The sequence below is a fragment of the Schlegelella aquatica genome (genome assembly GCF_026013905.1).
In the GTDB taxonomy this organism is placed as follows: Bacteria; Pseudomonadota; Gammaproteobacteria; order Burkholderiales; family Burkholderiaceae_C; genus Caldimonas; species Caldimonas aquatica.
Window position 1 is genome coordinate 2,782,234 of record NZ_CP110257.1, and the last position, 12,329, is coordinate 2,794,562.

Here is a 12,329-nt window from a genome sequence, read left to right on the forward strand (position 1 = left end):
GCGGGGTCGAATTGACGTTAACGTAAACGTCAATTCTAGTCGCCCTGCCCCGGTTTCAGGCTTTTTTCTTCTTCTCGATTTCCCCGAGCAGGCGGCGCGCCTCGCGTTCGTGGGTGCGCACTTCCTCCAGCGTGACCTGCAGATCGGCCAGCTGCTGCTCCAGCTGCTCACGATGGGCGGCCAGCACGACGAGGAATTTCTTGAGCTGAGGCACCGTGTCGCGCGGCGACTCGTACATGTCCACCAGCTCCTTGATCTCGGCCAGGCTCAGCCCCAGGCGCTTGCCGCGCAGCGTGAGCTTGAGCCGGGTGCGGTCGCGCGCGGTGTAGACCCGGTTGCGTCCGTTGGGGCCGCTGCGCTGCGGGCTCAGCAGGCCGCAGTCCTCGTAGAAGCGGATGGCCCGCGTCGTGAGGTCGAACTCCTTGGCCAGCTGGCTGATGGTGTAGGTCACGCCGTTGAGGGGTGACGCCTGCGTGACGGCAGAGGAGGACATGGATGTCTATACTGGGCTGAAATTGACGTTTACGTAAAGTGTAGCGAATGAACCCGCTGGAACAACGCCTGGACTACCCGCTCGCCGATCGCCTGCCGGAAACCGGCCGCAGCCTGGAGGTCGCGCCCGGCGTGCGCTGGGTGCGCATGGGTCTGCCCTTCGCGCTCGATCACATCAACCTCTGGCTGTTGCGCGACGAACAGGAGGGCCAGGCTGGCTGGACGATCGTCGATTGCGGCATCACCAGCGACGCGACACGCGCCGCCTGGGAGTCGGTCTTCGAGCATGAGCTGCAGGGCCTGCCGGTGCTGCGGGTGATCGTGACCCACATGCACCCGGACCACATCGGCCTGGCGCACTGGCTCACCGAACGCTGGGGCGCCGGCGGGCGCGACTGCCGCCTGTGGATCAGCGCCACCGATTTCAACGCCGCGCGCATCGCGAGCCAGAGCACGACCGGCTTCGGAGGGGAGGCGGCTGCCCGGTTCTTCGCCAGCCACGGCCTCACCGACCCGGACTCGCTGCAAAAAGTGCGCGCGCGGGCCAACTACTACGCCTCGATGGTCCCCCAGGTGCCGGCCCAGTTCCGCCGCCTGATGGACGGCGCCGCCGTGGACATCGGCGGGCGCCCCTGGCGCTGCATCGCGGGCTACGGCCATTCGCCCGAGCACATCTCGCTCTATTGCGACGAGCTGCGCGTGCTCATCTCCGGCGACATGCTCCTGCCGCGCATTTCGACCAACGTGAGCGTCATCGACCTCGAACCCGAGGCCAACCCGCTACCCCTTTACCTGGGCTCGGTGCATGCCCTCACGGCGCTGCCGACCGACACGCTCGTGCTCCCCTCTCACGGGCGCCCCTTCCGTGGCCTGCACGAGCGCGTGCGCCAACTCAAGGAGCACCACGACCTGCGGCTGGCCGAGGTGATGCAGGCCTGCGCCGAGCGGCCGTGCAGCGCCGCCGACCTGCTGCCGGTGCTCTTCAAACGCACGCTGGACCTGCACCAGACCACCTTCGCCATCGGCGAGGCGATCGCGCACCTGCATGCGCTGTGGTTCGATGGCCGTCTGCGCCGCATCCGCGGCGAAGACGGGGTGTTCAGGTTCGCGCCGGCATAGCGCAGGTGCCCACGGGCACGGCCGTTGCACGGCCCGCCGTCTGCCGGCGCCCGCCGTACATCTGCCGCGCGACTTGCATGAAGGCGCGCGCCGCCGGCGATAGCTTGGCCGCGTCGCGCACGGCCAGCCCCACCCGGCGCGGCGCCCGCGGCGACAACGGGCGATAGACCACGCCGGGCGCGTCGTCCGGCAGCGCCAGGCGCGCGGCCACCGAAACCGCCAGCCCCCGCTCGACGAACCCGAGGATCGACAGCAGCTGCGGAAACCGGTAGAGGATGCGGGGCCGCGCCTGCGCCCGGTCCAGGATGGCCTGGATCAGATCGCTGCAGCCCGCCTCGGGCAGCACGAACGGCAGGTCGTTCAGGTCGGCGGGCGCGACGCTGGCCTTGCGGGCCAGGGGGTGCGCCTCGGGCAGCACCACGACGAACTCGTCTTGCACCAGCGGCAGCGTCTCGAAACGCTCGTCGGGCAACACGACGAAGCCGATCTCCACGCGCCGCTCCGTCAACCAGCGCACCACGGTGTCGTCCGCCTCCTCGTCGATGTAGACCTCGATGCCCGGGTGCAGTTGCCGGAAGCGGGCGAGCAGGTCCGGCAGGATGCGCAGGCTGGAGGTGGAGCCGAACGAGGCGATGCGCAGCACCCCCTCGCGCAGGCCCTGCGCGTCCTTGGCATCCTGGATGAGCGCCTCGTGCAAGGTGCGGATCTCATGGGCCCGCGCCAGCAGACGCGCGCCCGCGGGGGTGAGTTCGGGCACCGCGCGGTCGCGCACGAAAAGCGGCACGCCGAGCTCGCGCTCCAGGGCGCGGATGGCGTGGCTCACCGCCGACTGCGTGATGCCCAGCAAGGCGGCAGCGCGCGAGAAGCTGCCGGCGCGCGCCAGCGTGACGAAAACCTCGAGTTGCGTGAAGGTCATTCGCGGCCCCTTTCGATGAGCAATCGCTCATTTCCCTATGAGCATGCACAAGCATAAACTCATCAACAAGCTTACCAGGCAGGCCCCCCGGCGTCTGCCGTGTCACCCGAAGGGAAATCCCATGAGCGCCGTCCTCGCCTCTGCTCCTGCCCCGGCCGCCGGCTGGCCCCTGTACCTGCGGCTGGTCGCCGTGCCCGCCATCTGGGGCGGCACCTTCATCGCAGGCCGCCTCGTCGCGCTCGCCGTGCCGCCGGGGGTGGGCTCGGTGCTGCGCTACCTCATCGCCAGCCTCGCGCTCGTGCTCGCTGCCAAGGTGCTGGAAGGCGGCCTGCCGCGGCTGGACCGCCGGCAGCTGTGGGTCACCTTTGCGCTGGGAGCCACCGGGATCTTTGCGTACAACCTCTTCTTCCTCGGCGCGCTCAAGCACCTGCCCGCCAGCCGCACTTCGCTCATCATCGCGCTCAACCCGGTGGTCACGATCGGGCTGGCCGCGCTGCTGCTGCGCGAGCGGTTGAGCCTGCGCCGCGCCATGGGGGTGATCCTGGCGCTGGCCGGGGTGTGGGTCGTGATCTCGCGCGGCGACATCACCGCGGCACTCGGCCAATCGGTGGGCCTGGGCGAATGGCTGATGTTCGGGGGCGTGTGGAGCTGGGCCGCCTACACGCTGATCGGCCGCGTCGCGCTGCGGGGCCTCACGCCGCTGGCGGCCACGAGCTATGCCTCGCTGTGGGGCACCTTGCTCCTCGGCCTCTACTCGCTCACCGAATGGCGCGGTGTGGAGCTACAGGCCTTCACGTGGCCGGTGGTCGTCGCCGCGGTGTACCTGGGCCTGTTCGGAACCGCCTTGGCCTTTGTGTGGTATTCGCAGGGCGTGCAACGCATCGGTGCGGCGCGCACCGTGGTCTTCAACAACCTGGTGCCGGTGTTCGGCGCCACGTTCGGCGTGTTGCTGCTCGGCGAACCCCTGCTGCCCAGCATGTTGATCGGCGGCGCCATCGCGGTCACTGGCGTGATGCTCGCGTCTCGCCCCTGAGGGCGCGCCCGCCTCAGTCCATCGCCGGCACGACGCTCTCCTTGAGCGCGCCGCGCAGCTGCTCGTAGTCGGGCATCACCGAACGCACCACGTCCCAGAAGCGCGGGCTGTGGTTCATCTCGCGCAGATGGGCCAGCTCGTGCGCCACGACATAGTCGATCGTCGGCATCGCGAAGTGGATCAGCCGCCAGTTCAGGCGGATGGAGCCGTCGGCCGAGGCGCTGCCCCAGCGGGTCTGGGCGGACGACAGCGCCAGGCGCCGGTAGCGCACCCCGAGCCGCTCGGCGAAGTGGCGACAGCGCTCCTCGAACACACGCCGGGCCTGGCGCTGCAGCCAGGCCTGCACCGCATCGCGGATCTGCTGCGGACCGGCGTGCTGCGGCAGCCCCACGTGCAGGGTCAGGCGCGGCACGCCGGGCAGGGCCTGGGCATCGACATTGAGCACGGCCCCCGGTGCGCGCGGATCGAGGACGACGATCAGCGTCTCGCCCAGGAAGGGCACGCTCGCCCCGTCCTTCCAGTCGATGCGCGCTTGCTGCAGCCGGCGGTTGCGCTCCGCCTGCTCGGCCAGTTTGCGCAGGATCCAGGCCGCCTTCTCGCGCAGCGCCGCCTCGATATCGGCAAGGCCGACCCAGCGTGGCGCGCTCACGCTCAGGCCCTCGGCGGTGACGACGAAGCCGATCGAGCGACGCTTGGCGCGTTTGAGCTCGTAGGCGATGCGGTGCTCGCGCAAGCGCACCTCGCGGCTGGCGCGCGGATGCCGGAAGGTCGGCAGGCCGGCGACCGCGGTGGACGCGTCCGCGCACGGCCCCTCGGGCAACGGCGGCTTCAGCGTGGCGTGCGGCAGCCCAGCCGGCGAAGGGGCGGAGCCGGGAGCCGGGCCGGGGGCGGCCCGGGGCGCGGTGGCCGTCGGCACGACGGGCGCAGCCGCGGGTTCGGGCTCGAAAAGCGGCAAGGCCAGCTGAGCGGAATCGAAATCGCTTGCCTTGCTGCGTGCCATGGCCGGCGAGTATAGAACCGCCGTCGCGAGCACCCGCGTTGCGCCCGTCACGCACGGCCGCACGTGCGCGCGCGAGGCCCCGGAAACGGAAACGCCGAACCCGGCGCGCGGCCGCTCAGCTTTGCGTGCCGTCCGGCACGGTGCGGGGCACCGCCGTGGAGGCCGCGCCGGGCGGGTACGCCTCGGGGTCTAGGCGGCGCATCTCGGCCTCGATCCACTGCTCCACCTCGCGCATCAGCGCCTCCGGGTCGCGACCGGTCGAGGCGATCGGTGCGCCGATGGAGATCTCGACCAGCCCGGGGCGCTTGAGGAAGGCGTTGCGCGGCCAGCAGCGCGCCGAGGTCACGGCGATGGGCACCACCGGCACGCCGGTGGCCACCGCCAGGCGGGTTCCGCCCGTCTTGTAGACGCCTTGCCTGCCGCGCGCCGTGCGCGTGCCTTCCGGGAACATGATCACCCAGGTGCCCCGGTCCATGTAGCGCCGGCCCTGCTCGGCCACCTTGGCCCAGGCCTCCGATCGCTTGCTCCGGTCGATATGGACCATGTCGAGGCGGCCGAGCGCCCAGCCGAAGAAAGGCACCCACAGCAGCTCGCGCTTGAAGACGAAGCTCAGCGGTCGCGGCATCAGCATCGGAAACGCCAGCGTCTCCCAGGCCGACTGGTGCTTGGGCAGCAGGATCGCGGGGCCTTGGGGCAGGCGCTCCCAGCCCTGCACGCGCCAGCGGATGCCGCAGATCCAGCGCCCCCCCCAGACGGCGAGCCGCGTCCAGCCCACGCACAGCCAGTACAGGCGCTCGCCGCGGATGAAGATGGAGACGAGCAGCACCACCACCGCATACGGCACGACGGTGACGATGAGCCACAGCAGGTAGGCGAGCGAACGCAGGAACAACATGACCGTCAGGATCAGGGCAAGGGAATCACGGCAAGGCGCGGGTCGAGGCGGCGGATGAGGCCGCCCCGAGCAGGTGGTCGGCGAAGGCGCCCAGGTCGGCGTGCACGCGCGTGCCGGGCACCCGCTGCACGAGCTCGGCGAGGCCCGCCGCGTCCAGTGAGGCGGCCTTGCCGGTGCGCACCAGGTGCGGCTCGCAACCCGCGGCCGCACCCGCTTGCAGGTCGCGCAGCGTGTCGCCCACCACCGGCACGCCGGCGAGATCGACCCCGTAGTGGCTGGCGATGCGATGGAACAACCCGGGGCGCGGCTTGCGGCAGTCGCAGCCTTCCTCCGGGCCGTGGGGGCAATAGAACACCGCGTCGACGCGGGCCCCGTGGGCGGCCAGCAGACACTGCATCTTCTCGTGCATGGCCTCGAGCGTCGGCAGGTCGAAGTAACCGCGCGCCAGACCCGACTGGTTGGTCGCCACCACCAGCGTCCATCCCGCGTGGAAGAGCCGGGCCATGGCCTCGATCGCACCGGGCACCGGCACCCATTCCTCGGGCGACTTCACGTAGTCGTCGCGGTCTTCGTTGATCGTGCCGTCGCGGTCGAGGATGAGCAGCTTCATGCAGGGTGCGTCCGAGGTCGTTCAGGCCGCGGGCAGCGCGCCGTAACCCGAGGAAGGGCCGGCCTGCCCGGCCAGCGTCGGCTGGCGCTGCACGAGGTGCGCGACGAAGGCGTCGAGGTCGGCGTGCACCCGGCTGCCCGGGACCTGCAGGGCCAGGGCCTCGGCCTCGGCCGGCGTCAGGTGGGCACTGCGCCCCGACCGGATCAGGTGCGGCTCGCAGCCGGCGGCGTGAGCCGCCTGCAGGTCGCGCAAGGTGTCACCCGCGACCACCATCTCCGCGCAATCGACGCCGAAGCGCTCGGCGATCTTCAGCAGCAGGCCCGGTGCGGGCTTGCGGCAGTCGCAGCCGTCGGCCGCCGTGTGCGGGCAGATGAAGATCGCGTCGATGCGACCGCCATGGCGGGCCAGCTCCTCGTTCATGCGTCGGTGCACGGCGTTGAGTCCGGCCATGTCGAGCAGGCCGGTGCCCAGGCCGGGCTGGTTGGTCGCCACCACCACATGCCAGCCGGCATGGTTGAGCCGTGCGATGGCTTCCAGCGCGCCGGGCAGCGGCTCCCATTCGGCAGGGTCGGCGATGTGCTCCTCGCGGAACCGGTTGATCACCCCATCGCGCCCCAGCACCACCAGTCGCATCGCACGGTCCATCGTCGCCTCCTCGAGGGCCTCAGGTCGCCAGGCGCGACAGATCGGCCACCCGGTTCATCGCCGCATGCAGCAGGGCCAGCAGGCCCAGCCGATTGGCGCGCAAGGCCGGGTCTTCCGCGTTGACCATCACCTGGTCGAAGAAGGTGTCCACCGGCGCCTTGAGCGCCGCCAGGGCCTGCAACGAGGCAGTGTAGTCCCCGCGCTCGAAGGCCGCGTCGGCCCCAGGCTGCACCTGCAGCAGCGCCTCGTAGAGCGCGCGCTCGGCCTGCTCGCGCAGCAGCGCGGCGTCCACCTGGGGCTCGACCGTGCCCTCGGCCTTCTTCAGGATGTTGCCCACGCGCTTGTTGGCCGCGGCCAGGCTCTCGGCCTCCGGCAGCGAGACGAAGGCGCGCACCGCCTGCAGGCGCTTGGGGAACTCGCCCCAGTGCGACGGGCGCACCTCGACCACCGCGTCCACCTCGCGGGCGCTGTAGCCCACGTCGCGCAGGTAGCCCACCAGGCGCTCGCGCACGAAGAAGGCCACCTCGGCCTGGGCCTGGCCGTGGGCCGGCCCGAACACCCGGAAGGCCTCGGCGATCAGCCAGTCCATCTCCAGCGGCAGGTCGCGCTCGATGAGCATGCGGATCACGCCCAGCGCGTGGCGACGCAGCGCGAACGGGTCCTTGTCGCCGGTGGGCACCTGCCCGATGCCGAACAGGCCCGCCAGCGTCTCCAGCTTGTCGGCCAGCGCCACCGCGATGCCGATGGGGTTGCGCGGTAGCTCGTCGCCGGCGAAGCGCGGCTTGTAGTGGTCCTCGATGGCCTGCGCCATCTCCTCGCCGAGGCCGTCATGGCGGGCGTAGTAGCCGCCCATGATGCCCTGCAGCTCCGGAAACTCGCCGACCATGTCGGTCAGCAGGTCGGCCTTGGCCAGCGTGGCCGCTTGCTCGGCCCGCTCGCCCAGCACCTCGCCCTCCAGGCGCGTGCCGATGGCCCGGGCCAGCGCCCGCAGGCGTTCGATGCGCTCGCCCTGGGTGCCGAGCTTGTTGTGATAGACGACCTTGGCCAGCCCCGGCACGCGCGAGGCCAGCGTCTTCTTGCGATCCTGGTCGAAGAAGAACTTCGCGTCGGCCAGGCGCGGACGCACCACGCGCTCGTTGCCGCCGATCACCGCGCTCGGGTCCTCGGGGCGGATGTTGCTCACCACCAGGAACTGGTTCGTGAGCCGGCCCTCGGCGTCGAGCAGCGGGAAGTACTTCTGGTTGGCCTTCATCGTGAGGATGAGGCACTCCTGGGGCACTTCGAGAAACTCCTTCTCGAAGCGGCCCACCAGCACGTTCGGCCGCTCGACCAGCGCGGTGACCTCGTCGAGCAGCGCCCGGTCGTCCACCGGCTTGACGCCGCCGCCGACGGCCCGTGCTGCGGCTTCCAGCTGGCGAGCGATCTCGGCCCGGCGCGCCTCGAAGCCCGGGATCACCGCGCCCTCGCGCTCGAGCTGCTCAGCGTAGCTGTCCGCGTCGCGCAGCTCGACCGGGTTGCGCAGCGCCTCGAAACGGTGGCCTTGCGTGTGGCGCCCGGCCACAAGGCCCAGCACCTGCACGGGCACGACCTCCGCGCCGTGCAGCGCAACCAGCCCGTGCGCCGGGCGCACGAAATGGACGGTGCTCCAGCCGTCTTCGAGCTGGTAGGCCATGACCTTGGGGATCGGCAGCCTGGCGAGCGCGTCCTCGAGCGCCTTTTGCAGGCCCTCGCGCAGGGTGGCGCCGGGCACCACGCTGTCGTGGAACAGGGCCTCGGCCTTGCCGTCCATCGCGCGCTGCAGCTGCGGCACGACGCCTTCGTCCAGGCCGAGCGCGGCGAGCTTCTTGAGCAGCGCCGGCGTGGGCCGCCCCTCGGCGTCCAGGGCCACCGAGACGGGCATCAGCTTCTGGCGCATCGGCTTGTCGGCCGCACGCTCGGCCACGCCCACCAGATGCACCGCCAAGCGACGCGGCGAGGCATACGGCGTCACCGCGGCATCGGGGCTGCGCAGTCCCTGGGCGGCGAGGCCCGAGGCGATGCCGTGGGCGAAGGCCTCGCCCAGCTTCTTCAGGGCCTTGGGCGGCAGCTCCTCGACGAAGAGCTCGACCAGCAGGTTCTTGGTACTCAGCGCGGCGCTCATCCCTGGGCCTCCTTCTTCGGCAGCTGGGCGACCCACTCGCGCGGGGCCATCGGAAAGCCCAGGCGCTCGCGGCTGTCGTAGTAGCTCTGCGCGACGCTGCGCGCCAGGTTGCGGATGCGGCCGATGTAGGCCGCGCGCTCCGTCACGCTGATCGCACCGCGCGCGTCCAGCAGGTTGAAGGTGTGCGCCGCCTTGAGCACCTGCTCATAGGCCGGCAGGGCCAGTTGCTGCTCCATCAGGTACTTGGCCTGCTTCTCGTGCGCCGCGAAGGCCGAGAGCAGGAACTCCACGTCGCTGTGCTCGAAGTTGTAGGCCGACTGCTCGACCTCGTTTTGGTGATAGACGTCGCGATACGTCAGCGTCTCGGTCCACTTGAGGTCGTAGACGTTCTCCACGCCCTGCAGGTACATCGCCAGCCGCTCCAGGCCGTAGGTGATCTCGCCGGTAATGGGCTTGCAGTCGATGCCGCCCACCTGCTGGAAGTAGGTGAACTGCGTCACCTCCATGCCGTTGAGCCAGACCTCCCAACCCAGGCCCCACGCGCCCAGCGTCGGGTTCTCCCAGTCGTCCTCGACGAAGCGGATGTCGTTCTTCTTGAGGTCGAAACCCACCGCCTCCAGCGAGCCGAGGTACAGCTCCAGGATGTTGGCCGGCGCGGGCTTGAGCACCACCTGGTACTGGTAGTAGTGCTGAAGGCGGTTGGGGTTCTCGCCGTAGCGGCCGTCCTTCGGCCGGCGGCTGGGTTGCACGTAGGCGGCTTTCCAGGGCTCCGGGCCGATGGCGCGCAGGAAAGTCGCGGTGTGGCTGGTGCCCGCCCCGACTTCCATGTCGTAGGGCTGCAGGAGCGCGCAGCCCTGGGCATCCCAGTAGGACTGCAGGCGCAGGATGAGTTGCTGGAAGGTCAGCATGGATGGTCCGTGCGTCGGTCGCGCAATTGAAATGAGCCTGCGCGAACGCAGGCCGAACCCGCAATTCTAGGCGGCCCCGCCCTGCGCGGCTCCTGGGCGCGGTGCGCGCCGTGGCCGTTCACTCGCTGCGCCGCGGCCAGATACGCTGATGAGCAACCAGCAACAGGAGCGCGAACGCCGCCAACGGCAAGAGACCCGCGCGCGAGGCCCACCACGCGTAAGGCGTGAGCCCGGTACGCCCCTGGATCGGGCCGGTCAGCGCCGCGCGGGTGTAAGGCGGCAGCTGATGCGTCACCCGCCCAGTGTGGTCGATGATGGCGGTCGCACCGGTGTTGGTGGCCCTCACCATCGGGATCTGGAACTCCAGCGCCCTCATGCGCGAAATCTGCAGGTGCTGGTGGAGGGCCACGGTGTTGCCGAACCAGGCGATGTTGCTGATGTTGGCAAAGACGGTCGGCGCCACCTTGGCGTCGGAGAAGCGCGCCGCCAGCTCCTCGCCGAACAAGTCCTCGTAGCAGATGTTGGGCGCCAAGCGCTCGCCCCGGACCACGAAGGACGGTGCGTCGAGCGGGCCGCGGTCGAAGTCGCCCAGCGGCATGTTCATCATCTCGACGAACCAGCGGAACCCCCAGGGAATGAACTCGCCGAACGGCACGAGGTGGTACTTGTCGTAGCGGTAGTCCAGCGGCACCCCCGGCGCCAGCCCGACGGCCGAGTTGGTGTAGCCCGACTCGAAACTGCCGAGCGGCATGCCCACCAGCCAGGCCGTCTGGCCCTGCGCCATCTTCTGCCGCCGGGCCTCCCAGTAGCCCTCGGGCAGTTGGTGGGGCAAGAGCGGGATGGCCGTTTCCGGGGTGATGACCAGGTCGCCGCTGGCGGCGTCGAGCTGCGCGGCATACCACTCCAGCGCCTGCGGCAGATGCTCCGCCGAGAACTTCTCGTCCTGCGGCACGTTGCCTTGCAGCAGCGTGACGGTCAGCCGCCCCGTCGGGTCCGTGAACTCGTGCGGCACCGCCGCGGCCACCACGCACAGCCCGAGCGCCCCGAGCAGAGGGGCCCACCCCCGCGGGTGAGCGCCGGCCGCCAGCGCCTTGGCGCCTGCCGCCCCGATCCACGCCGCCACGAAGCCGATGCCATAGACGCCCCACCAGGGCGCGAGCGACGTCAGCGGCCCCTCCACGTGCGCATAGCCCGAGGCGGCCCAGGGGAAGCCGGTGAACAGGACGCCGCGCGCGAGCTCGGCCAGCAGCCAGACGGCGGCGAACAGCACCGGCGACCACAGGCGCTCCCGGGCGCCGGAGCGCACATGCCACCACATCGCCACGCCGAGGTACAGCGACAGGAAGGCCCCGAGCAGAAAGACGGCCAGCGCGGCCAACCACCCGGGCAGCCCGCCGTACTCGTGCATGCTGATGTAGAGCCACCAGGTGCTGCCGACGACCCAGGCGGTCGAGTAGACCCAGCCGAGGAGGCCGGCCCGCCGGGCGCTGGCAGTGCGGTGCACCAGCCCTGCCAGCACGGCGACCATGGCCAGTTGCAGCCACCAACGGTTGTCGGCGGCGAACGACTGCGCGTGCCCCCAGCCTGCCAGGGCGGCGGCGAGCAGTTCGACGGCGAAGGGCATCAGTGTTCGGCCGGCGCCTCGGGGGCTGCCGGTGCGCGAGTGACCTTGAACCAGCGCACGGCACCCGCGCGCGTGAACAGCACCGCGAACCGCAGCCCGGCGATGTCCGCGAACTCGCCTCGGCGGGGCACGTGCCCGAGCTCGTGGGCCACCAGCCCGCCGATGGTGTCGAAGTCCTCCTCCGGCAGCTCCACGCCGAAGAAGGTGTTGACGGCCTCGATGTCGGCGTCGCCGGCCACGCGGTGGCTGCCGTCGGCCAGTGTGTAGATGCCGGTGGGCGCGTCGTCCTCGTCGAACTCGTCCTCGATCTCGCCGACGATCTGCTCCAGCACGTCCTCGATGGTGATGAGGCCGGCCGTCTTGCCGAACTCGTCGATCACGATGGCCAGGTGGTTGCGGTTGGATCGGAAGTCGCGCAGCAGCTCGTTCAGCCGCTTGGACTCGGGCACGAAGACGGCCGGCCTGAGCAAGGTGCGCAGGTTCAGCTCGGGCGCGCGCTGCAGCTTGAGCAGGTCCTTGGCCATCAGGATGCCGATGATGTTGTCGCGCTCGCCCTCGTAGACGGGGAAACGCGAGTGGCCGGTGTCGATCACGACGTTGAGCAGCTCGTCATAGGGCGCCCGGATGTCCAGCAGGTCCATGCGCGGGGCGGCGACCATCACGTCGCCGGCCGTCATGTCGGCCATGCGCAGCACGCCCTCGAGCATCAACCTCGATTCGGGCTCGATCAGCTCGCGGTCCTCCGCCTCGGCCAGGGTTTCGATCAGCTCGGCCTTGGAATCCGGCCCCGGCGAGAGGAATTCGACCAGTCGCTCGAACAGGCTGCGCTTGTCGGGGCTGCGCGGCGCCCGACTCGGGTGAGGATCGGACACAAGCGTGCGTCGTAGTTGCGGGACGACAAGGATACCCGACCCGGCGCAGGGCCTTCCAGGCCGCCCCGCCCCACG

Annotated in this window: 12 protein-coding genes; 2 read left to right on the forward strand and 10 right to left on the reverse strand. The window is 70.5% G+C overall.

Annotated elements, in window-relative coordinates; genetic code table 11:
• Positions 1–55: 55 nt before the first annotated feature.
• The gene (locus tag OMP39_RS12705; protein WP_264892078.1) at positions 56–493 is read right to left on the reverse strand and encodes a MerR family transcriptional regulator; all 438 of its coding nucleotides are present in this window, start codon (positions 491–493) and stop codon (positions 56–58) included.
• Between the two features lie 47 nt (positions 494–540).
• On the opposite strand from OMP39_RS12705, the gene OMP39_RS12710 reads away from it, so the two are divergent.
• Entirely contained in the window at positions 541–1,611 is a 1,071-nt protein-coding gene (locus tag OMP39_RS12710; protein ID WP_264892079.1) for an MBL fold metallo-hydrolase, read from the forward strand.
• Here OMP39_RS12710 and OMP39_RS12715 read toward each other — a convergent pair.
• A complete protein-coding gene (locus tag OMP39_RS12715) occupies positions 1,592–2,527 on the reverse strand; it encodes a LysR family transcriptional regulator (protein ID WP_264892080.1) in 936 nt (311 codons plus the stop codon). The two genes, OMP39_RS12710 and OMP39_RS12715, sit on opposite strands and share 20 nt — an antisense overlap.
• Positions 2,528–2,648: 121 nt before the next feature.
• On the opposite strand from OMP39_RS12715, the gene OMP39_RS12720 reads away from it, so the two are divergent.
• Entirely contained in the window at positions 2,649–3,560 is a 912-nt protein-coding gene (locus tag OMP39_RS12720; RefSeq protein WP_264892081.1) for a DMT family transporter, read from the forward strand.
• Positions 3,561–3,573: 13 nt separating this feature from the next.
• Here the strand turns inward: OMP39_RS12720 and OMP39_RS12725 are convergent, their stop codons facing one another.
• From OMP39_RS12725 to OMP39_RS12760, 8 genes are all read right to left on the reverse strand, one after another.
• Positions 3,574–4,560 carry a M48 family metallopeptidase gene (locus OMP39_RS12725; RefSeq protein WP_264892082.1) on the reverse strand — a complete coding sequence of 329 codons (987 nt, stop codon included), beginning with the start codon at positions 4,558–4,560 and terminating at the stop codon, positions 3,574–3,576.
• A 115-nt stretch (positions 4,561–4,675) separates the two neighbouring features.
• Positions 4,676–5,455, reverse strand: a complete 780-nt coding sequence (locus OMP39_RS12730) for a lysophospholipid acyltransferase family protein (protein ID WP_264892083.1) — start codon at positions 5,453–5,455, stop codon at positions 4,676–4,678.
• 25 nt (positions 5,456–5,480) lie between these two features.
• On the reverse strand, positions 5,481–6,065 hold the full coding sequence (gene gmhB / locus OMP39_RS12735; RefSeq protein WP_264892084.1) for a D-glycero-beta-D-manno-heptose 1,7-bisphosphate 7-phosphatase: 585 nt from the start codon (positions 6,063–6,065) through the stop codon (positions 5,481–5,483).
• A 21-nt stretch (positions 6,066–6,086) separates the two neighbouring features.
• Entirely contained in the window at positions 6,087–6,710 is a 624-nt protein-coding gene (gene gmhB, locus OMP39_RS12740; RefSeq protein WP_264892085.1) for a D-glycero-beta-D-manno-heptose 1,7-bisphosphate 7-phosphatase, read from the reverse strand.
• 19 nt (positions 6,711–6,729) lie between these two features.
• The gene (glyS, locus tag OMP39_RS12745) at positions 6,730–8,850 is read right to left on the reverse strand and encodes a glycine--tRNA ligase subunit beta (RefSeq protein WP_264892086.1); all 2,121 of its coding nucleotides are present in this window, start codon (positions 8,848–8,850) and stop codon (positions 6,730–6,732) included.
• Entirely contained in the window at positions 8,847–9,758 is a 912-nt protein-coding gene (gene glyQ / locus OMP39_RS12750) for a glycine--tRNA ligase subunit alpha (RefSeq protein WP_264892087.1), read from the reverse strand. The genes glyS and glyQ overlap by 4 nt, the downstream gene beginning before the upstream one ends.
• A 118-nt stretch (positions 9,759–9,876) precedes the next feature.
• The gene (lnt, locus tag OMP39_RS12755) at positions 9,877–11,382 is read right to left on the reverse strand and encodes an apolipoprotein N-acyltransferase (RefSeq protein ID WP_264892088.1); all 1,506 of its coding nucleotides are present in this window, start codon (positions 11,380–11,382) and stop codon (positions 9,877–9,879) included.
• Positions 11,382–12,254, reverse strand: a complete 873-nt coding sequence (locus OMP39_RS12760) for a CorC family transporter (protein WP_264892089.1) — start codon at positions 12,252–12,254, stop codon at positions 11,382–11,384. The genes lnt and OMP39_RS12760 overlap by 1 nt, the downstream gene beginning before the upstream one ends.
• Positions 12,255–12,329 lie beyond the last annotated feature (75 nt).

Excerpts from the sequence above, each read along its gene's own strand:
- OMP39_RS12705 (WP_264892078.1), bottom strand. The coding sequence starts at position 493 with ATGTCCTCCTCTGCCGTCACGCAGGCGTCACCCCTCAACGGCGTGACC.
- OMP39_RS12710 (WP_264892079.1), top strand. The coding sequence starts at position 541 with ATGAACCCGCTGGAACAACGCCTGGACTACCCGCTCGCCGATCGCCTG.
- OMP39_RS12715 (WP_264892080.1), bottom strand. The coding sequence starts at position 2,527 with ATGACCTTCACGCAACTCGAGGTTTTCGTCACGCTGGCGCGCGCCGGC.
- OMP39_RS12720 (WP_264892081.1), top strand. The coding sequence starts at position 2,649 with ATGAGCGCCGTCCTCGCCTCTGCTCCTGCCCCGGCCGCCGGCTGGCCC.
- OMP39_RS12725 (WP_264892082.1), bottom strand. The coding sequence starts at position 4,560 with ATGGCACGCAGCAAGGCAAGCGATTTCGATTCCGCTCAGCTGGCCTTG.
- OMP39_RS12730 (WP_264892083.1), bottom strand. The coding sequence starts at position 5,455 with ATGTTGTTCCTGCGTTCGCTCGCCTACCTGCTGTGGCTCATCGTCACC.
- gmhB (WP_264892084.1), bottom strand. The coding sequence starts at position 6,065 with ATGAAGCTGCTCATCCTCGACCGCGACGGCACGATCAACGAAGACCGC.
- gmhB (WP_264892085.1), bottom strand. The coding sequence starts at position 6,710 with ATGGACCGTGCGATGCGACTGGTGGTGCTGGGGCGCGATGGGGTGATC.
- glyS (WP_264892086.1), bottom strand. The coding sequence starts at position 8,850 with ATGAGCGCCGCGCTGAGTACCAAGAACCTGCTGGTCGAGCTCTTCGTC.
- glyQ (WP_264892087.1), bottom strand. The coding sequence starts at position 9,758 with ATGCTGACCTTCCAGCAACTCATCCTGCGCCTGCAGTCCTACTGGGAT.
- lnt (WP_264892088.1), bottom strand. The coding sequence starts at position 11,382 with ATGCCCTTCGCCGTCGAACTGCTCGCCGCCGCCCTGGCAGGCTGGGGG.